This is a genomic window from Terribacillus jepli (assembly GCF_047228925.1).
Classification (GTDB): domain Bacteria; phylum Bacillota; class Bacilli; order Bacillales; family Amphibacillaceae; genus Terribacillus.
In genome coordinates this window covers 51464-73168 of record NZ_JBFEGH010000013.1, presented here as the reverse complement: position 1 = coordinate 73168, position 21705 = coordinate 51464, and the positions used below count along the sequence as shown (strand labels likewise).

Here is a 21705-nt window from a genome sequence, read left to right as displayed (position 1 = left end):
TCCTCCTTAATGTAAATGGAATACTTCTTTCACTGCTTCACTGACCGGACTATTATCGGGATTAGTCTGCATGATATCCTTCATGTATGCCCACCATCGCTGACACGTCTCCGTCTGTGCAATCTTGGCGTGCATTTCCTCGGATTCCGCTTCCAGATAAGCAAACAGCATGGCGGTCGGTTCATGCAGGAAAATACTGTAGTTGCTGACGCCGTGGTCCTTGAGCACTTGCTTCATCTCGGGCCAGAGCTCATCATGACGTTTTTTGTATTCATCGATCTTATCCCGAAAAACATACATCACACTAGCTTTTCGAATCATGGACTGTCCCTCCTTTTTTAACCGGCAGATAGGTTTGCACAGGGAAGGAGCTGCGGATAAGCTGTCTGCCTGCTTCCAAGGAATCCAGCTCCCCTGCGGCCATCATTTGGACGATCAAGTTGCCTAGCGCAGTCGCTTCTGTTGGACCTGTAATTACCTGTAAACCGCTGTAATCGGCTGTCAGCTGATTGAGCACTTGATTCTGTGAACCACCGCCGACGATGTGCAAAGTTTGGATGCTTGTACCCGTCAGCAGTTCCACCTCTTTCAATGCTTCACGATAAAGCATGGCCAGATTATGATAGACCGTCAGACTCAGTTCTCCGATGTTACTCGGCACATATTGATCGGTTTCACGGCAATAATGCTGTAGTTCCTCAATCATATTGGCCGGCTTCAAAAACCTCGGATCATTCAGGTCTATGGAAGGCACCTGTTTCAAGTCTGTCCGACTAGCTTCCTCGGCCATCTCACCAAAATTGTAGTCCACTGGGTATAATCTTCTTATCTCCTGTATCATCCACATCCCGATGATATTTTTTAGATATCGGTAAGTTTTGTTGATTCCCCACTCATTCGTGAAATTTTTATCCAAGCTGCTATCGTCCAAGATAGGCTCGCTTCGTTCGGTCCCGATCAAAGACCAGGTGCCGCTGCTAAGATAGGCCCACCCTTCCCCTGCTGCCGGCACACCAGCAATGGCAGACGCAGTATCATGGGATCCGACAGCGATGACAGTGCATGCAGGCAGGTCATATCGCTTTTGTAATGTCCCTTTGATTTCGCCAATGACTGTACCGGCTTCTACCAACGGGGCAAACTGCTTGGATTGAAAACTGGTCAAGGCAAGCAAATCTTCGTCGAAGTCACGTGTGAGTGGATCCAATAATTGCATCGTGGAAGCATTGGTTGCTTCCATCACTTTTTTACCGGTCAGCCGGTAATGAAGATAATCTGGTACAAGCAGCACTGTTTCGGTCTGCCTGATCAGCTCCTCATTTTCAGTAAAAAGCTGATAGATTGTATTGAAGGGTTGGAATTGGATGCCTGTTTTCCGGTAGATATCATGCTTGGGTACAGTTTTCCATACCTGCTCCATCACATCATCCGTCCGGGAATCCCGGTAAGCGATTACGTCACGCAACCGCTCACCATCCTTCCCAAGCAAAACATAATCCACTGCCCATGTATCGATGCCAAGCGTACAGAAATTAATCCCCTGCTGTTTGGCAATTTGTAACCCTCGTAAAATCTGTTCCTCCAGATGATCAATATCCCAGCATTGATAAGCCCCTTGTTTCTGATAGCCATTCGCAAACCGGTGAATCTCCTGTATGACGAGCTTCCCCTCTTTCAATTCACCAGTGACGAGACGGCCGCTTGATGCGCCAATATCGACTGCAATATGCATCTGTAAAGCCCCCTATCTTGTGAAGGCAGCTGGTACGCCGCCATCAACCGTGATCATGCAGCCAGTTGTCTTCGCCGCTGCATCCGAGGCGAAGAATGCAATCGATTCTGCAATATCACTTGGGAAAATATTGACACCTAGTGTCGTACGTTTGCGATAATGCCCCTCCAGCTCATCGGGCGAAATATTATACGCAGCTGCTCTTTCCTCACGCCATTTGGAGCCCCAAATCGCTGATCCTTGCAGCACGGCATCAGGCAGGACACCGTTTACCCGAATACCATAGCTGCCGCCTTCTGCAGCGATACATCTGGCCAAATGCATTTCCATCGCTTTGACTGCGCTGTAAGCCGCTGCATTCTTTCCGGCATAAACAGAGTTTTTCGAGCCGACAAATACCATGCTGCCCCCGATTCCTTGCTGCTTCATCAAGCGGAAGGCTTCCCTGGCAACTAGGAAATAGCCTGTTCCCAATACATCCATATTAAGCTGCCATTCTTTTAATGTCGTTTCATCAAAAGGACTGCTTGTGGCAAGTCCTGCGTTATTGACGATATGGTCGATACCGCCATACTGCCGTACAGCTGTTTCGAATGCTTCAGCGATTGCCGCTTCGTCGGTTACGTCCATTTTGACGGCAATCGCACGGCCTGCACCGTATGTTTCATTAAGTTCCCGGGCAACCTTTTGGGCTCCTTCTATATTGATGTCTGTCACGACAGCATGAGCGCCCCCTTCAAGGAATACACGCAATGTCGCACTGCCGATACCGCCTGCACCGCCTGTGACAAGAACAACCGAGCGGCTGAACCTTGCCTCTGGTGGAGCCAAGGACAGCTTATACAGCTCCAATGGCCAATATTCCACTTGGAACGATTCCCCTTCGGACAATGACACGAAGTCACCTAGTGCAGTTGCTCCCTTCATGACCGCAATGGCACGATGATACAATGCAGCACTGATATCAGCAGCTTTTTTGTCTTTGCCTGTTGTGACCATTCCGACACCAGGAATCAGAACCACTCTAGGCACAGGTTCGAACATCACATCCCCCTCGGATGCAAGACGATTAAAATAATCTTCGTAATCTTTAGCGAAGTTTTGGATACCTTCTTCCAGTTTCCGAAACAGATCATCCACATTGTCAGCAGAAGGATCAAATTCAATATACAAAGGGGTCCGCTTTGTATGTACAAGATGATCCGGACAAGCTGCACCTACCTGGCTCAGCTTTTGAGCCTGTTCGCTGTTCACGAATTCCAGCACATCATCACTGTCATCGAAACTTAGGATCATTTTCTTCTCTCCGCTGACAGCACCCCTGATAGCCGGCATCACCTTCGTGATCAGCATATTTCGTTCTTCTTTATCCAAAGTGGAAACCTTTGCTCCGCCGAAGGCGTTTGTTTCGGACTGTTTTTGACTGATATAGTTCTCTGCTTCATTGATGACGGCAATCGTCTTATCATAGCTCTCTTTCGCTGTATCCCCCCAGACGACCAGCCCATGCTTCTCCATCAATACAAGCTCAGCCTGCGGATTCGCTGCTACTGCCTCTGCGATCATCTTGGATAGTGTGAATCCAGGGCGGATATAAGGCACCCAAACAAACCGATTTCCGAAAATCTCCTTCGCGATTTCCTGTCCATTATCCGCACAGCATAGACTGATGATGCTGTCGGGATGTGTATGATCGACATGCTTGAATGGAAGGAAAGCATGCAGCAATGTTTCAATTGAAGCGCGAGGGTGGTTGGCATCAATCATACATTGACCCAAGTAGGCAACCATCTCTTCATCAGTCATAGACTCCCTCTCGATCAGCGGACGTATATCTTCCATCCGTAAACCTGTGAAGTTATGTGCTCCCATCGTTGCCAAATCAGAACCGCTGCCTTTGACATACATCACTTCCACTTGACGCCCGCGAAAGTCCTCAACCGTCGTTTTCATCGACGTATTTCCGCCGCCCCAGTTGCACACAGAACGATCGCTTCCGATCAGATTGGAGCGATATACCAGCTCCCCTAGTCCTTCAAACTGCTTTGCATCTGATTCATTCCATTTATTCTGTACCAATTCTAACACTCCTTTTACGTATTATGAAGCGCTTTCAAAACCTGCACTCATTATATATCAAACGATCTCCTTTTTGTGTATTTATCTTTATTTTCATTTGTTTATTTTTGTTTTGTTAATTTCTTGCTTCACGAGCATTTTCCGGCACGGTTCCATAACGCTCTTCCTGTATCTCTTCCAGCGACTTACCTCGAGTTTCAGGAGCCATAACCAGGCCAACTACAGCAGCGATGAGAAGGAATCCAATCATGATCAAACCTGCCGTCTCAAAACCCAGCGAACTGATCATCACCGGTACAACGAGCGAAATCAGTCCGACAGCTATCCGCGCAAGGGCAAAAATAAACCCTTGTGCCTTGGCACGATAACGTGTATGGAATAACTCTCCGGCCCATAAACCGTAAAAAGCCTGGGCGCCAAAGCCAGCAGCAATACCCCACAGTATGACAAAGGTGAACAATTCAAACATCCCCATACCGCCAAACGTAAGAACTAGCCAGGCAGCAATACCCATAGCTGCGCCTATTCCATAAAGCAGCTTGCGATTCACTCGGTCACCGAGTTTGATAAAGACGAAATAGGTACCTGCCACAGTCAAAGTCCAAAGGAAACCTTGCAGTAAGTTTGCCTGCGATGCAGATAAACCTCCGACCGTTTCGTAAATATAAGGCATGAAATAGCCCATCACACCCGCGACCAGATTCCAGAATACATAAATCCCGACTAGCAGCACGATTGCCTTTAGATTCGCTTTCACGGTAAACAGCTGCTTCCAGGACACATCTTGTGAACCTGAAAATTTACGGCTTTTCTCTTTTTCCTCGGTCCAAATAGCCGATTCATTGATCTGCTGCTGCAGTATCCACGTAATCAGTGCGACAACAAAGAGCTGAGCAAAAATGATGCGGCTGCCAAGCAAACCTAAAGGAGCCAGCAATACGGACAGAAACAGCGTGATTGCCGGTCCGATTGACCAAGCAAACTGCCCCCAGCCGACACGAGCAGCCCTCTCTCCCTTCGGAGCCTCTTCAGCTATGTATGTCCAAGCGGCAGGTATTGCTGCACCGACTGCAATACCCGTTACAACATAACCAATTAAGAGCATTGGGAAATTGAACGCAAATGTGATGAGCAGAATTCCCAGCATGTACACAAGCAGATCATATTTATAAATGAATTTCCGGCCGAACTTGTCCACCAGAATACCGCCAAGAAATGCACCAATCGCCGAGCCGAAACCATTGGCACTCAATGCACCAAGCAGACCCAGCTTCGCATCATTGAGATGCAAATACTCCATCCATAATGTCAAACCGCCAGCACCGGCGACAATTGAACCTGCCTCCAAATAATTGGACATGGCCACAGTGATGGTCGCCTTCAAACTACCTTGTTTTGCTGCCATTGTTCTTCCCCTCCTGTACTTTTCAGACATTCAAAGACTAAAACCCTCTTTTATAAAGCGCTTACAAAACACTTTATGATTGGATTATACACTATTTTATTTTGTTTTTGTGTTTATTTGTCTTTATTTATTTTGTTTTTTTATTTTCACTTATAACTTACTCATTTGTTTACATAATAATTTTATTGCAAACTATTTAATCACACAAAAAACCTGTACCAACAATTTACTGATGGTACAGGTTTTTAATTGAAATATATATGTATCAAAACATTCTTATCAAAATTACTCCTGCCAAAATCATAATCAGACCGATTATCTGTATCCAGTCAATCTTCGTTTTTTGGGAACCCATCCATCCAAAACGCTGTATAAGCAAACTTCCGGCAATTTGGCCGAATAAAACCAATACAACGGTTTGACCTGTCCCCACTTGTCCTACTAAATATATGTTAATCAAAACATATGCTGCTCCCAAAAATCCGCCGAGCCAGACCCACCAAGATGCTTTTTCTTTGATTGGATTGCTGACTTTGGCGAATGAGCGTTCTTTTACACCAACGACAATGATCAATGTCAGTGCTCCGACCAAGAAGGAGACAAACGCTGCTTGTATGGATGAATCCAGCACAACACCAAGCTGCCCATTGACTGCTACTTGCGTTGACATCAACATCCCGGACACGATCCCTATAATACGCCAAATCCATAAATGCAAGTTATTTTCATTACTTCTTTCATGTCGGTGTCTTACTTCCTGAATGCCAATAGCAAAAAATACTCCCAACAAAACTAAACATATACCAATTAAACGGTAACTATCGAAGGCTTGTCGCATGGAATGAAACCATCCAAAATTATCAATCAGCATCCCCATGATGATTTGTCCCAGGATTGGCATGATGGCAGTCTGCACACTTCCCAGTTTAGGGAATAATAAAATATTGACAGTGAGGAAAATGACACCAAGCACTCCCCCAAGCCAAATCCAAGCTGGCTCATTTTCGATAAGCTCCCATGAAATCCCCAGCGGCGAACCAATCAGCAAGGATATAATAGTCAAAAAAAGAGCACCAATCACGAATGAGATCATGGATGCCAAGTATGGGGAGATAACAAACTTTCTCAGTTGCGAATTCACAGCTGTTTGAATAGACAACCCTGTACCAATTACAATACCTATCAATGCAGTAATCATAAACATAACTCCCTAAAGATAATTTCATCTATAACTCCATCGTTATGACAAAATAAGCTGTGACAATGAATTATAGTGATCATTCCTTGTTATAATTTCCTCCTTTAGATGATGAACTTATTTTATACCTCTTATGTAACTGTAATCAACTAAGTCAATCCAATCAGCACCATAATGAAACGCTCCCCTTATCAGCAATCGATAAAAAGGAGCGTCAACACATAGGTGAAGATAATTTAACTCTGTATTTTACCACTTTATCCTTATCATCATATATGATGACTGGTTTTCCCCCATTTGTAACTACAGCAACCAAATACCAACGATGGTAGAAAATAAAAGTCCGATAACGACGGGAATGAAACATTGCCTCACTAATTCCATCACCGGCACCCGTGCAAATCCAGCGATCGCTACAATAGAGGACCAGGCAATCAGCGTGCCGCCGCCAACCCAAACCGCTCCCATCTGCCCAATTGCAGCAAGCGTAGAGGCATCCATGCCGACAGCAGGTGCTAGGGCGCCTGAAAGGGCTCCGACGAGAGGAAGTCCGGAAAAGCCTGAACCGTCCAGTCCAGTTACCATGCCGACTATCAGCAAACCGAATCCGGCGAAAATTGGATTCTCTGGGATATAGTGCTGACCTGCCTCTACTAAATCAAAGAGAAAGGAAGGAGCCTGTGCAGCATCTTCCAGACCGAATATCCTGGCAGATATCTCTCCGCTTCCTAAAAAGAAAAAACCCGCAATCGGAATTACCGGCCCCATTGCCCGAAAAGCAAAGGTGAAGCCATCTACCAAGTGTTCACTCACATTATGCAATGACTGTTTCCAATTGTAAGCGATCGCTGCTGCGATCATGAGCAGGATAGCAGCACCTCCGATTAAAGCAGCACCTGCCCCGCCTTCAAGAGAGGCAGTATTGCTGAAAGCTGCATAGGCCATGTAGATAACGACAACAAGAAAGGCTACGGGTACCAGAATTGCAAACAATATACCGAACTGCTTATTTTTAACGGAAGGAGCTTTACTGGAAACCTCGTTCCCATTCCATCTTTCCAAATGCACAATGGAAGGAGAAGAGATTTTTTTTCGAATACGGAAGTATGCAAGCAGCAAGGCTGTGATACCGGTAATAAGTGATAATATAAGCGCTTTGTCTGCCACCGCAGCAGTCTCTACACCAGCTGCAGAAGCACTCAGCATCGGGGCAATCTTAATGATATAGTCAGCAGAAAGCGCCATACCCTGGCCGGAAATCGCCATTGCCACACCAGTTGCGACTGGCGGCAGACCAGCTTTGATAGCAACAGGCAGCAGAATTGCACCGACAAGCGGAACTGCAGGTGTCGGCCAAAAGAATAAGGAAATACAGTACGTAATAAATGCCAATACCCAAAAGGAAGTATGGCCGTTCGTCATGATATAACCAAAAGGGCGGATCATCCGCTCATCAGCCCGCAATGCTTTTAAAGACTGCAGCAGAGCAGTCATAACGGTAATAATCAAAAAGATATTAAATAGTTCCGAGGCAGCTGTGAGACTTGCGCTGAAAGTTGCCTGCAGTCCCTCTACAAGCGTCCCCGTGTACGTCCAACCTACTAAGAAGGTCATCAATAATGCTGGAACCAACACATTCTGCCGAACAAGCATTGTTAAAATAATCAAAAGTGTACCTGCCAGATACATCCAGTGGGCCAGCGTCAAGTCGGTCAAGCGGGTTCCTCCTTCATCTCATCATGTGCCATAGCCTATGTAAGACAGAAGAAACCGGTGACTATTGCTTCATTAGACTATTAAAATGAATGTGACCCTTACGCATATCTTTTTACCTATTATCATGTACACTCCATCATGATCGATCTAGCTCAATCCTTAAAAAATGCCCAAAACAAAAACGCCTCTCTTATCGCGCTCGATAAACAGAAGCGTCAAATGGCAGCTGTATCCCAGCCATTGATTAAAATTTCAATCTATATCAGCATCAACTGGCACGGTGCTCAAGCCGCAATCGATCCGCCACCATCGCAATGAACTCCGAATTCGTCGGCTTTGCTTTCGAGATGCTGACAGTGTATCCGAACAGAGAGGAGATGGAATCCATGTTACCGCGGTTCCATGCTACTTCGATTGCATGGCGGATTGCCCTTTCCACGCGGGAAGCAGTTGTGTTATATGTTTTGGCGATGTCCGGATAAAGTACTTTGGTGATGGAACCGAGCAGGTCGATATCATTGTAAACCATCGTGATTGCCTCACGCAGATACATATAGCCTTTGATATGTGCAGGCACACCAATTTCGTGGATGATATTTGTGATGCTTGCTTCCAGATTCGGCTTCTTATCCCGTTTTTTCTCTTTTGTGACGCGGATTGGACTTGCTTCATAATTTCCGCCATGACCGCTTACTTGACGGATTTGTGCTGCCAGGTTCTCCAAATCGAAAGGCTTAAGGATAAAGTAAGCAGCGCCGAGGTCAACTGCCTTCTTGGTCACTTCTTCCTGACCGAAGGCTGTCAGCATGATCACATGCGGCATCGGGGCGGACGTTCTTTCCCTTAATGTGCGAAGGACGGCCAAACCATCGACATGCGGCATGATGATGTCGAGGACGACGACGTCCGGCTGGAGGTCTTCCAGCATATCTAAACAATCTTTTCCATTATAAGCCGTTCCAATTACTTCTATATCGGATTGGTCTTCGAAATATTCCTCCATAAGCTGCACTAGCTCTCGATTGTCATCGACCAAAACTGCTTTTATCTTTTCCATTCCCAGCTTCCTCCCTTAATATCCCTTATGATTCCACGTTATAGTTTCGACACATCAAGGTCAATTCCTGCCAAATTGAAAAAAACCTCGCTTTTAATTCAAATGGATGAAACTCTGCCCATCATTCGACAGTATGCGACGTGGCTTGCTCCGAACAGATGTTTCTTGTCTTTACAGTATAACGTATGACTTGAAAAAGAAAAAGACAATCCTATTCGTAAACGAACAGGAATTGCCTTTTTCAGCCAGCTTTCTTATCGGTTTTATAAATGTCGATACCTGCTTCCTGCAGCATCCATTCGATATGCACACCATAGCCGGATGTCGGATCATTGACGAATACATGTGTCACGGCACCGATTAGTTTACCATCCTGGATGATCGGGCTTCCGCTCATCCCTTGGACGATCCCGCCGGTTTTAGCAAGCAGACGCTTGTCGGTCACCTTGATGATCATACCCTTTGTTGCTGGGTGATCCTGTGGTACACTATTGACGATTTCCACATCGAATTCTTCAATCTTTTCTCCATCCACAACCGTACGGATGATTGCTGGTCCTTTCCTCACTTCCGCGCTTAATGCAATTGGCAGTGCTTTTGCTTCATCGTTTTGACGCATATCACTTTCCAATTTGCCAAAAATACCAAAAGGGCTATTTTTCGTTATGGTTCCGATATGATTGCGATTCATGCTGAATTCAGCGAGTTTTTCCCCTGGCTTGCCATTGTTTCCTTTTTGGATGCTCGTTACATTGGATCTGACGATTGTTCCATCATGTATCTCGATTGGCTTTTGTGTATCCATATCCGAAATGACATGTCCCAAAGCACCATAGTTTTTCGACTCTGGATCATAGAAGGTCATCGTCCCGATACCAGCGGCTGAATCCCGGATATAAAGACCCATCCGATATTGTTTATCCTTATCATCAAGAGCTGGGTTCAATTCGGTTGTCAATGTCTGACTGCCGCGTTTCACTTTGATGCTGATAGGTTTTCCTGCCTTTCCGGCTTTCTCGATCAGCGGAGCTACTTCTTCCATATTGTGTATTTCCTGCTCATCGATTTCCAAAAGGATGTCTCCGGTATAAATGGCCGCATCTTCACCAGGTGATACGGTTTCCTGTGCAGTCCGCACTTGATGATGGCCGACAACGAGAACACCGAGTGTATGGAGCTTCACCCCAACCGAATGGCCCCCTGGGATGATACGTATATCCGGAAGGACGTTTACAGCGACCTTTTTGACAGGTATGCTGCCTACCGTATAGACCAGGTCTTGCTTACCACCAGATTGGCCGCGGAAAGCTTCTTGATCCAGTGCTTCGACCGCTTTGCCATCACCAAAAACCGGAAGAGCATCGGAAGGATCGTTATTTGAAAACAAGGTCAATGTTTTGGGTATGCTCAGAAAGGACTGTACAGGTTGGGTCAATGGCGCCGCTACTAACAACGCAAGCAGGCAAAGACCAATGGCGATGCGTAATGCTGCTATCCTTTTCTTCATTTTCTCATCTCCTAGAAGTCCTACCCCACAGCAGTTCATGCTTGTTTATGTACTTCTAGTTTGACTTTCACAGGAACATTTTAAACCCAGAAAACATCAGAAAAAGCGCCTATCTTTTCCTATGTATAAACGAAAAATCCTGCCGCATCAGGCAGGATCATAATTGTTTGTATTGGCCGGCAAGCGTGATGAGTTCCTTCGCATGCTCTTTTGTCTTTTCGGTAAGCACCGTTCCGGTCATCATCCTGCTGATTTCCTCGACAGCCGCGTCCTGAGCCAATTCGGTCACAGAAGTATGCGTACTGTTGTTTTCCACATGCTTTTCAATCAGCAGATGCGTATCGGCCATCGATGCTACCTGCGGCAGATGCGTGATGCACAATACTTGAGAACCTACAGAGATACCGTAAATTTTCTCTCCTATCGCTTGTGCGACTCGACCGCTGACACCTGTATCCACCTCATCGAAAATGACACTCGTCACACCTTGATGACGTGAGAATATACGCTTCAGTGCCAACATGATACGGGATAATTCCCCTCCTGATGCAACTTTGTGCAGCTCTTTCAAAGGTTCTCCAGGGTTTGTTGATATATGGAAGACAATGGTGTCAAACCCTTCCGCTGTCAATTGAATAGGTCTCCCATCCAGTTCAGGATCACCAGGACTACCTACTTTATGCTGCACGTCAACATGGAAACGGGCTTTCTCCAAATAAAGATCCTTCAATTCTTCATGTATCGCATCCGTCAGCTGAATGGCTGCTTGTACACGCAAATCGTGCAGCTGCCTTGCTTCCAGCAAAGTATCCTCACTAAGATCCGCAATTTGCTGCTCCAGCTGATGTATATGGGAATCACGATTCTGAATCTGATCGATTTCATCCTCGATGCTTGCCGCATATTCCAAAATCTCTTCGACCGATTGCCCATATTTCTTCTTCAATCGGTTTATTTCGTTCAATCTCATTTCAATTTCATTCAAGCGTTCTGGATCATACGAGAGCGAATCCAGCTGGCTGCTCAATTGGAAAGTAAGATCCTCCAGCAAGTAATATTGCTCGCTGATCATTTGGTGATGCTTTTGAATATCATCATCATAGGAACTCGCCGATTCGAGGCTGGCTAAAGCATGCCCAACCCAGTCCAAGCCTTTTTGCTCACCGTAAAGGGCATTATAAGCATCATGAAGCGATTGATATATCCGCTCGAAATTCATCAGCTTGGTCCGTTCTTCTGTAAGCTGCTCATCCTCACCCGGCTGAAGCGCCGCTTCTTTCAATTCATTGTATTGAAATTGAAGCAAATCAAGACGCTGTGCCATCTCCTGTTCATTCGTATTCCATTCTTTATAGCGTTTCTTCAATTTTTGAAGTTCTTTGAATTGAAGTGTGTAAGCATCTTTTGCTTTACCGATTGCATCTGCATCGTACAAATCAAGCAACTCGATATGCTTATCCGCATCCATCAACGATTGGGTTTCATGCTGGGTATGGATATCGATCAATGTTTTACCGAATTCACGCAGAATCGCCAAAGTCACCAGCTTGCCATTGACGCGGCAAATGCTTTTTCCGCTAGTTGTCATTGTCCTCTCCAGCACAATCATCCCATCATCGATATCGATACCGAATTGTTCCCCTACGGCATAAATCGGATGATCAGATGAATCAATGATGAAAAGTCCTTCCAGTTCGGCTTTCTTCTGCCCATGGCGGATAAATTCAATTGATCCCCTTCCGCCGCTGAGCAGCTGGACAGCATCAATGACAATGGACTTACCTGCGCCTGTTTCTCCAGTCAGCACAGTAAGTCCTTCCTTAAAATGGATTCGTATATGGTCGATAATCGCAAAATCCTTTATCGAAAGCTCTGTAAGCATTGTATCCCCTCATTTCACTTCCGTTTACAGCATGGACAGCAGTTTGTCTTTGATTAATTCTGTATCAGCCTCTGTACGGCAAATGATCAATATCGTGTCATCTCCGCTGATTGTACCGAGAATTTCATCCCAATCTAAGTTATCCAATAGGACGGCCAACGCGTTCCCATTACCCGGAAGCGTTTTAAGGACAATGAAATGGCTCGTCGTATCGATGCTTACAAATACATCCATGATGAGTCGCTTCAGTTTTTCGAGTGGATTGAATCGGTTATCCGCAGGCAAACTGTACTTATAAGTTCCCTCCAATGTCGGAACTTTGACAAGATGCAATTCCTTGATATCACGGGAAACGGTTGCCTGGGTCACATTGAATCCCAAGTCCTTCAAATGATCGACCAATTCATCCTGTGTTTCGATATCGTTATTTGTAATCAATTCACGAATTTTGATATGCCGTTGAATTTTACTCATTGTCTTCCTCCATCACTTCTTCAGACGCGCTCTTTTTCGCAGCTAATTGCAAATGCGCATCGTCGACGACTGATTTGATTGCCTCCGCGCCGGGAAAATCATTTGCAGTATCTTTCCCCCAAGCCAAGTGAGCCAGGAATTCGATATTGCCGTCCCCTCCGGTGATTGGTGAAAAAGTCAGCCCTTCATACTGAAAACCTAGTGATTCACTGAATTTCAAGGTATCTTCCAATACTTCCATGTGGACTTTCCGATCACGTACGATCCCTTTTTTACCAACTTGTTCACGCCCTGCTTCGAATTGCGGTTTAATGAGCGCCACCACATCACTTTCGGAAGCGAGAATGTCTTTCAGTGCAGGTAAAATCAAACGCAATGAAATGAACGATACATCAATCGATGCAAAATCGGGCAGTCCTTCCGTCAGCATATCCGGTGTGACATAACGGAAATTGGTCCTTTCCATGACCACTACACGCGGATCATTGCGAAGTTTCCAGTCAAGCTGGTTGTATCCGACGTCGATGGCATAGCTGCGTGCAGCACCACGCTGCAAGGCACAATCGGTGAAGCCGCCTGTCGAAGAACCGATATCAACCATTGTCCTCTCCCTGACATCAATGCCAAAATGGTCCAATGCCTTCTCCAGCTTGAGACCGCCTCGTCCCACATAAGGGATGACTTTGCCTTTGACGGTAAGTTCTGCTGTATCATCGACTTTCATGCCTGGTTTGTCAAGACGATCCTGACCGGAGTATACGAGTCCAGCCATGATGGTCCGTTTTGCTTTTTCCCTTGTTTCAATTAATCCCCTCTCGACGAGGAGAACATCCAATCTCACTTTTGCCATTCACTCAAGCCCTTTGCTGTTCATTCATTCGTACTATGTGTCGGAGTCTGTCGATTGCATTTTCCTTCGTCAATCCAACTTCCTCCATCTGTTCTGGTACACTTCCATGCTCTACGAAATAATCAGGCACACCCATGCGCCCGACGGCAGAGGCATCATAGCCATTCTCTTCGGCGAATTCCATCACACCGCTGCCGAAGCCGCCTTTTAAGACTGCTTCTTCAATAGTCAAAATCGGTAACTCCGAACCAAAAATATCATGCAGCATTGCTTCGTCCATTGGTTTGATGAATCGGGCGTTCACAACACGTACAGAAATCCCATCTGCAGCCAGTGACTCACTTGCATCCAATGCGAGCTGGATCGTTGTCCCGAATGTCAGGATGACGGCATCCGTTCCTTCTTTTAGCACTTCCCAGCTGCCGATTGGTAATGCATGCGTTGCATCATCAACCGGTACACCAAGTGCATTGCCGCGCGGATACCGCAAAGCGATCGGCCCTTCTTCATGTGCCAAGGCGGTATGCACCATATGCTGCGCTTCATTTTCATCTTTTGGCATCATGATGGTGAAATTCGGCATCGCCCGCAGGAATGAAATATCAAATACCCCCTGATGCGTCTCCCCATCAGCACCGACGAAACCAGCCCGGTCAATTCCAACAAAGACGTTAAGATTTTGTCTTGCTATATCATGAAGCAGTTGATCATAAGCACGCTGCAGGAAAGTGGAATAAATGGCGAGGAAGGGTTTTACACCTTGAGTCGCCATACCAGCAGCCATTGTTGCAGCATGCTGCTCCGCTATCCCGACATCAAAAAGTCGATCTGGCATTTCTTTTTTGAAATTTTCCAGCTTCGATCCAAGAATCATAGCCGGTGTGATCACTGCAATCCGTTTATCTGTACGTGCTTTTTCCAATACAGCTTCGCTGATCACTTTGCTCCATGCAGGTGCAGTAGCAGAGCTTTTGATCTTTTCCCCGGATTCGATCTTATATGGTCCGACACCATGCCAATTGTCTGTCTTATCTGTTTCAGCAGGTTGATAACCTTTCCCTTTCCGGGTGACAACATGAATGATTTTCGGTCCTTTTGTCTTTTTGGCGTATCTTATCGCTTCTTCCAAGTCCTGAAAATTATGTCCATCGACCGGTCCGAAATATGTGAATCCCAGCTCCTCAAAAAACATACCAGGAACCATGAAATACTTCATGCTATCCTTCATCCGCTCTGCAGCGGTAGCCAGTTTGCCACCCACAGCAGGGATTTTTTTGAGCAGTGTTTCCATTTCGTCCTTTGCACGCTTGTACTTACCGGCACTGCGCATTCTGCCAAGTACATGATGCAGGGCACCGACATTATTCGCTATCGACATCTCATTATCGTTGAGGATGACGGTGATGTTCTTTTTTTCATCACCGATGTTGTTCAGTGCTTCCAAGGCCATTCCGCCTGTCAGCGCACCATCGCCAATAATCGGTATTACCTCGTAATCCTCATCCATCATATCCCTTGCCGCTGACATTCCCATTGCAGCCGAAAGCGAAGTGGAACTATGTCCAGTTTCCCATACGTCATGCTCGCTCTCGATTCTTTTCGGGAATCCGCACATCCCTTTGTATTGCCGCAGTGTATCGAAGTCCGCTGTTCTTCCAGTCAATATCTTATGGATATACGCCTGATGCCCTACATCCCAAATGAATTTATCCTGCGGACTGTTGTATGCTTTATGCAAAGCGAGTGTGAGTTCCACAACACCAAGATTCGCCCCAAGGTGTCCTCCTGTGACGGACAGCTTTTCGATCAGGAACGTCCGGATGGAAGCTGCAAGCTCACCAAGCTCCTCATTGGACATTTCCTTCAAGAATGCCGGATTCTTAATTGCTGTTAAATCCATATTACCTTCCCCTTTTGTCACCGGCCTGATCAGCCTGACAGCATAGTATAAATAGGTACATTTCTGCGCCGGACGAAGAAATCATTCCTGTAGGCATATACCCTGTTTTATCTCACCTACATCAATTTCAGACAATTTCTGCACTTTCGGCCGTGCAGGAGCCTATTTAAAAATAGCCGCTAGCACATATGTGATAACGGCGTTTTCTATGTTCGTACGTATCAGTTCTGTCCTATATTCCTAGTAGCAATATATCACAGTTGGCCTCAAGCTTACAATCAATAACAGTCAGCTTGTCCTTGTGCTCAGATAGACAGTCAGTTCATGCAGTCTGGAAGACTTGATATTTGCTTGTTCCAGGCATTGGTGGGCAAGATTGACGTATTTCTCCATTTGTGCTTTTGCTCCGTTTAAACCAAGCAGTTTCGGATACGTACTTTTCTTGTTTACCTCATCACTGCCAACCGGTTTGCCAAGTACAGATTCGTCACCAGTCACGTCCAAAATATCATCCTGTATTTGGAAGATTAGGCCGATATATGTTCCGAACCGCTTCATCAGTTCCAGTTTTTCTAGTTTGGCTCCTGCTAAAAAGGCACCGGCAACGATTGCATATGTTAATAACTTGCCCGTTTTCAGATTATGTATTTGCTCTAATTCATACAACGTGCTTTCTTTGTCTTCCGCTTCCATATCAAGAGCTTGACCGGCGATCATGCCGGTTGCACCAGCTGCTTCCGACAGATAGGACATAAGATATACCTTTTCATCCGGCCGTATCGCGCTCGCTTGCCCGATGACAGAGAAGCTTCTTGTCAGGAGCGCATCACCTGCCAGAATGGCTGTAGCCTCTCCGAACTTCTTGTGATTCGTCAGCTGTCCGCGGCGGAAATCATCATCGTCCATTGCCGGCAAATCATCGTGAATCAAGGAGTATGTATGTACCATTTCAAGTGCAGCCGCCACTGGCAGGACTTTATCACCTTGTCCGCCGAAAGATTCGAATGCTGCCAGCATCAGAATCGGGCGGAGACGCTTTCCTCCTGCCCGCATGCTGTACATAACGGATTCCGCTAATGTATCGGGAAGCATCTTATCCTTTTCGAGCAATTCCATGATATACTCGTTCAAGCGGTGCTGCCCTGTCTTCAAATAATCCTGCAACGATTCACTCACTCATTCTTCCTCCCGTACGGTGAATGGCTCGGTTTCGCCGGCATTATTCACGATTTCCACCATTTGCTTTTCGACTTGTTCGAGTTTATCGCCACAAATCTTGGAGAGCTTCATACCTTCCTGGTAATAACCGATTGCCTGTTCAAGCGGTACATCACCTTGCTCAAGCTTGCTCACAATCTCCTCCAGCTGCTGCATCGCTTCCTCAAAGCTTTGCTTTTTCTCTTCAGCCATTCGTATCCTCCTTCACTTCCTTGACGATACAATCTATCGTGCCATCTGCAAGATGGATTTGCACATCGTCGCCTTCAGTAACCTGATTTATGCTCTTCAAAAGGGTTTCCTGTTTATACGAGATACTATATCCTCGTTTCATCGTCTCCAATGGATTCAACAGAGAGAGCTTATTGAGTTGATGAAGGAATTTCTGCTGCTCTCTTTCATGTCTTTTTACCATTGCCTGCTGCAGCCTGTTTTGCAAGACAGCCAGCTGCTGGCCGTAGTTTTGGGCCTGCTTGCCCGGATGTACGAGTGCAAGACGGTTTATCACGGTCGCAAAATGCTGTCTCCTTGTCGAAACAGCAGTCGTTCCTGCCCTGGTCAGTCGATCGGAAAGCTTGTCCAGCTCTATTTCCTTCTGTCTTAAAAGCTGTTCAGGATAGCGGAAGGCATATGAACCCCGCAGCTTAGCCAATCTGTTCGCTTCCTGTCGATACGACTGACTGACAACGTATTGCATCCTGTTTGTCAGCTGCGCTAAACGGTGCTGCAGCTCTTCACGGGCCGGAACAGCCAATTCGGCCGCACCTGTCGGGGTAGCCGCCCTGACATCGGCAACAAAATCACTGATCGTGAAGTCTGTTTCGTGACCAACAGCCGAGATGATCGGTATGCTTACCCGGTGAATCGCCCGCGCGACGATTTCTTCGTTAAAACTCCAAAGCTCCTCGATCGAACCTCCGCCCCGTCCGATGATCAGTACATCGAAATCATGCTCTTCCGCATAAGAAAGAGCATGAACGAGTGACGGAGCAGAGCGTTCACCTTGCACAGAAACAGGCAGTACCGTCACTTTGACAATCGGATAGCGCCGCTTGATCGTCGTCAAGATATCCCGAACAGCAGCTCCTGTCGGGGATGTGATGACGCCGATATGCTCAGGGTAAGCGGGAAGCGTTTTTTTATGTTCAGCCGAAAACAATCCTTCTTTTTCCAGCTTCTCTTTCAGCTGTTCATAGGCTTGATAAAGCGCCCCCACACCATCCGGCTCCATATGCTGAATGTAAAGCTGATATTGCCCCTGTGGCTCATACAAGCCAATCTCACCGCGAATAAGGACTGTCATACCGTTCTCGGGGACAAACTTAAGACCTTTATTTTGGCCAGCAAACATGACGGACTGAATCCTTGCCCCGTCATCCTTCAATGTCATGTACATATGACCGCGGCTGTGATGCTTGAAGTTGGATATCTCCGCCCTAAGCCAGATATCCTTTAAATGCTTGTCCGTTTCGAGCTTTCGCTTCATGTATCGGGTCAGGGCAGTAACGGTCAAATAACGGTCCTCGCTCATGCTAACCAAACTCCTTATACAGCTGCTGCCTGGCGCCTTGCTGCTTTGATCGTATTGAGCATCAGCATCGTGATCGTCATCGGTCCCACGCCGCCGGGCACTGGGGTAATGATCGAAGCAACTTCTTTTGCATGTTCGAAGTCGACATCACCAGTCAGCTTGCCTTCTGCATTCCGATTGACACCGACATCAATGACAATGGCGCCTTCCTTTATATCATCAGCCTTGATCATATGCTCGCGGCCGACAGCTACAACCAGGATATCAGCTTGCGTAGTGAAGCTTCTAAGATCCGGAGTGCGGGAATGCGTATGGATGACAGTCGCATGCTCGTTAAGTAAAAGCTGACCGATAGGCTTACCGACAATATTGCTTCGCCCGACGATGACAGCTGTCTTGCCGGCAATTTCGACATTCTTCGACTTCAGCATCTGAATGATTCCATAAGGTGTACACGGATAATATGTATCTTCTCCGAGCATCATTTTCCCTACATTGGCAGGATGAAAACCATCAACGTCCTTTTCGGGATCGATGCTGTCGATGACGGCTTGTTCATCGATATGAGCTGGAAGAGGTAATTGGACCAGGATACCGTTCACATCCTTATCCAGGTTCAAACGCTGAATAAGATCCAGTAATTCGGTCTGCGTCGTCGAGCTTGGCAACTCGATCAGCTCTGAGCTGATACCGATTTCTGCAGATGCCTTCTCTTTTCCTTTTACATACGATCTGGAGGCAGGATCGTCTCCGACCAAAACAACCGTCAGATGAGGCAGAATATCTTGTTCTTTCAGTGCTGCTGCTTCTTGTTTCAGTTCTTTCCGAATCGTTGCCGCGAGTTCTTTACCATAGATCAATTCTGCTGTCATGCTCATCCGCTCCCTTAGTTTTTGATTATTCTTGATAGTACGCCGTTGACAAATTTCCCGGATTTTTCATCACCGAACAAATTGGATATCTCAATCGCTTCATTGATGACGACACCTTGCGGTACATCCGTGTGATGAAGCAGCTCATATACAGCAATACGCAATGCCGTCTTCTCCACGCTTGCAAGTCGATCGAATGACCAATTCTCCAAATGATCGGCAATTTTTGCATCGATTGCGTCTTTATGCTCCAATACTCCGTTGATCAGGCTAGCTAAAAAAGCATTCTCAAGGGGCTCTCCTAATACATTTTCCACAGCCTCTTGTGGCTGAATATCGTTCATGTCCATCTGAAAGAGGACTTGGAAGGCAGTTTCCCGTGCCGTACGTCGTTTCATATTCTATCTCCTTTTAACTCATCTCACCAAATCATAACATGATATATAGGCTTAAATCTATCATTGAACAAAAGAAAAGACCTCGGGGCGAACCAGCCAAGGTCTTTTCCAGCGCATACAGTCTATTCGACAGTGTCCGCTTTTTGATCGAGTTGTATACCTACAATATGGACATTGATCTCTTTCGTCGCAAGAGCCGTCATTGTCTGCAAAGCCTGTCGGATGTGCTGCTGGATGTCTTTGGCCACGTCGGGCATCCTGCAGTCGGCTCTTACAGTCACATAGACGTCAATGGCGACTCCTTGCTCCGTAAGTTCGACTTTGATACCTTTCCCATGTGCTTTCTTGCCAAGCTTCTCTGCGACACCAGTAGCAAACCCGCCGCGCATCGACATGACACCTTTCACTTCACTCGCTGCAATACCGGCAATCACCTCGATGACAGCAGGTGACAGCATGACATTGCCGAGCTCGCCTTTATGACCGATCGATACGAAAGATTGCTCTTGCAAAGATCTCACATCCTTTAGGTTTTTTATTCCATGATTGTGTAGTTCTCAAGGAAGTTCGTATTGAAATCCCCTTCCACAAATACCGGATGCTCCATCATTCGAGCATGGAATGGAATTGTCGTATGGACTCCTTCAATGACGAATTCACCCAATGCCCGTTTCATCCGGGCAACAGCTTCCTCGCGTGTTTTACCATATGCAATCAGCTTCGCAACCATGCTGTCATAGAATGGCGGGATGCTATACCCCGGATAAGCCGCTCCGTCAACACGGACACCGTAACCGCCGGGAGCAAGGTAAAGATCGATTTTACCTGGTGAAGGCATGAAGTTTTTGAACGGATTCTCTGCGTTGATCCGGCACTCAATCGCCCAGCCCTCGAAAGTGATGTCCTCTTGTGCATAACGCAAGGCTTCGTTGTTGGCGATATGAATCTGTTCCTTGATCAAATCCACGCCGGTCACAAGCTCTGTTACCGGATGTTCCACCTGGATACGCGTATTCATCTCCATGAAATAGAAAGTGTGATCTTTCCGGTCAAAGATGAATTCGATCGTACCTGCACCGGAATAATCAACTGCAAGCGCCGCTTTCACAGCCGCTTCTCCCATTTTTTCGCGGATCTCCGGTGTAACAGCAGGTGAAGGAGATTCCTCGATCAGCTTCTGCATACGACGCTGTACCGTACAATCACGTTCACCAAGATGAATGGCATTACCATGGTTATCAGCAAGCACCTGAATCTCCACATGGCGGAAATCTTCTATGTATTTCTCCAAGTAGACGCCAGGGTTTCCGAAAGCGGTAGCCGCTTCCTGCTGCGTGACACTGATACCATTTACAAGCTCTTCTTCCGTGCGGGCAACGCGAATACCTTTACCACCGCCGCCGGCTGTTGCTTTGATGATGACCGGATATCCAATCTCCTGGGCAACTTGCTTGCCTTCTTCTGCATCTGCAACGATACCATTTGATCCTGGTACGACTGGAACACCAGCTTCCCGCATCGTTTCGCGCGCAACATCCTTTGTTCCCATTTTATTGATGGCATAAGCGCTAGGACCGACGAACGTGATGTTGCATTCGGCACATAGCTCTGCAAAATCGGGATTCTCTGCCAGGAATCCATAACCGGGATGGATGGCATCGACACCAGTCAATGTTGCCACACTGATGATATTGGAAAAATTCAAGTAACTTTCTTTACTTGCTGCCGGACCGACACAATATGCTTCATCCGCCAGCTGCACATGCAATGCTTCTTTATCTGCTTCCGAGTAGATAGCCACTGTCTCAATGCCCATTTCCTTGCAGGCACGGATGATCCGGACAGCAATCTCTCCTCGATTGGCAATCAATAATTTCTTAATCACA

The 21705-nt window shown here is 46.5% G+C and carries 19 protein-coding genes; all 19 read right to left on the bottom strand.

Features of this window, described 5'->3' with window-relative positions:
- Positions 1-6: 6 nt before the first annotated feature.
- The 19 genes from rhaM to accC all read right to left on the bottom strand — a co-directional run bounded on the left by rhaM (position 7) and on the right by accC (position 21704).
- Positions 7-321 carry an L-rhamnose mutarotase gene (gene rhaM, locus AB1K91_RS14660; RefSeq protein ID WP_413090808.1) on the bottom strand — a complete coding sequence of 105 codons (315 nt, stop codon included), beginning with the start codon at positions 319-321 and terminating at the stop codon, positions 7-9.
- Positions 305-1732, bottom strand: coding sequence for a rhamnulokinase (rhaB, locus tag AB1K91_RS14655; RefSeq protein ID WP_413090806.1), 1428 nt, complete (start codon positions 1730-1732; stop codon positions 305-307). The genes rhaM and rhaB overlap by 17 nt, the downstream gene beginning before the upstream one ends.
- 12 nt (positions 1733-1744) lie before the next feature.
- Positions 1745-3811 carry a bifunctional aldolase/short-chain dehydrogenase gene (locus tag AB1K91_RS14650; protein WP_413090805.1) on the bottom strand — a complete coding sequence of 689 codons (2067 nt, stop codon included), beginning with the start codon at positions 3809-3811 and terminating at the stop codon, positions 1745-1747.
- Between the two features lie 115 nt (positions 3812-3926).
- Positions 3927-5216 (bottom strand): MFS transporter, encoded by a 1290-nt coding sequence (locus AB1K91_RS14640; protein ID WP_413090804.1) that lies wholly within the window; start codon positions 5214-5216, stop codon positions 3927-3929.
- 265 nt (positions 5217-5481) lie between these two features.
- A complete protein-coding gene (locus AB1K91_RS14635; RefSeq protein WP_413090803.1) occupies positions 5482-6414 on the bottom strand; it encodes a DMT family transporter in 933 nt (310 codons plus the stop codon).
- Between the two features lie 303 nt (positions 6415-6717).
- Positions 6718-8130: a hypothetical protein gene (locus tag AB1K91_RS14630; RefSeq protein ID WP_413090802.1), complete on the bottom strand. Its 1413-nt coding sequence runs from the start codon at positions 8128-8130 to the stop codon at positions 6718-6720.
- Positions 8131-8398: 268 nt separating this feature from the next.
- Complete coding sequence (gene spo0A, locus AB1K91_RS14625) at positions 8399-9187, bottom strand: sporulation transcription factor Spo0A (RefSeq protein ID WP_413090801.1); 789 nt, start codon at positions 9185-9187, stop codon at positions 8399-8401.
- Positions 9188-9428: 241 nt separating this feature from the next.
- On the bottom strand, positions 9429-10694 hold the full coding sequence (gene spoIVB, locus AB1K91_RS14620; protein WP_413090800.1) for a SpoIVB peptidase: 1266 nt from the start codon (positions 10692-10694) through the stop codon (positions 9429-9431).
- A 157-nt stretch (positions 10695-10851) separates the two neighbouring features.
- Complete coding sequence (recN, locus tag AB1K91_RS14615; protein WP_413090798.1) at positions 10852-12576, bottom strand: DNA repair protein RecN; 1725 nt, start codon at positions 12574-12576, stop codon at positions 10852-10854.
- A gap of 24 nt (positions 12577-12600) precedes the next feature.
- Positions 12601-13050 (bottom strand): transcriptional regulator AhrC/ArgR, encoded by a 450-nt coding sequence (gene ahrC, locus AB1K91_RS14610; RefSeq protein WP_093728511.1) that lies wholly within the window; start codon positions 13048-13050, stop codon positions 12601-12603.
- Complete coding sequence (locus tag AB1K91_RS14605) at positions 13043-13900, bottom strand: TlyA family RNA methyltransferase (protein WP_413090796.1); 858 nt, start codon at positions 13898-13900, stop codon at positions 13043-13045. Before AB1K91_RS14605 ends, ahrC begins: the two co-directional genes overlap by 8 nt.
- Before the next feature lie 4 nt (positions 13901-13904).
- Positions 13905-15800, bottom strand: coding sequence for a 1-deoxy-D-xylulose-5-phosphate synthase (gene dxs / locus AB1K91_RS14600; protein WP_413090794.1), 1896 nt, complete (start codon positions 15798-15800; stop codon positions 13905-13907).
- A gap of 288 nt (positions 15801-16088) precedes the next feature.
- On the bottom strand, positions 16089-16976 hold the full coding sequence (locus AB1K91_RS14595) for a polyprenyl synthetase family protein (protein ID WP_413090793.1): 888 nt from the start codon (positions 16974-16976) through the stop codon (positions 16089-16091).
- Positions 16977-17210: an exodeoxyribonuclease VII small subunit gene (locus AB1K91_RS14590; protein ID WP_374076537.1), complete on the bottom strand. Its 234-nt coding sequence runs from the start codon at positions 17208-17210 to the stop codon at positions 16977-16979.
- On the bottom strand, positions 17203-18549 hold the full coding sequence (gene xseA / locus AB1K91_RS14585; protein WP_413090791.1) for an exodeoxyribonuclease VII large subunit: 1347 nt from the start codon (positions 18547-18549) through the stop codon (positions 17203-17205). The genes AB1K91_RS14590 and xseA overlap by 8 nt, the downstream gene beginning before the upstream one ends.
- Before the next feature lie 14 nt (positions 18550-18563).
- Positions 18564-19421 (bottom strand): bifunctional methylenetetrahydrofolate dehydrogenase/methenyltetrahydrofolate cyclohydrolase FolD, encoded by an 858-nt coding sequence (gene folD, locus AB1K91_RS14580; protein WP_413090789.1) that lies wholly within the window; start codon positions 19419-19421, stop codon positions 18564-18566.
- Between the two features lie 14 nt (positions 19422-19435).
- Positions 19436-19819 (bottom strand): transcription antitermination factor NusB, encoded by a 384-nt coding sequence (gene nusB, locus AB1K91_RS14575; protein ID WP_413090787.1) that lies wholly within the window; start codon positions 19817-19819, stop codon positions 19436-19438.
- Positions 19820-19941: 122 nt separating this feature from the next.
- Positions 19942-20331 carry an Asp23/Gls24 family envelope stress response protein gene (locus AB1K91_RS14570; RefSeq protein ID WP_413090785.1) on the bottom strand — a complete coding sequence of 130 codons (390 nt, stop codon included), beginning with the start codon at positions 20329-20331 and terminating at the stop codon, positions 19942-19944.
- Positions 20332-20354: 23 nt separating this feature from the next.
- Complete coding sequence (accC, locus tag AB1K91_RS14565; RefSeq protein ID WP_413090783.1) at positions 20355-21704, bottom strand: acetyl-CoA carboxylase biotin carboxylase subunit; 1350 nt, start codon at positions 21702-21704, stop codon at positions 20355-20357.
- Between the last annotated feature and the right edge of the window lies 1 nt (position 21705).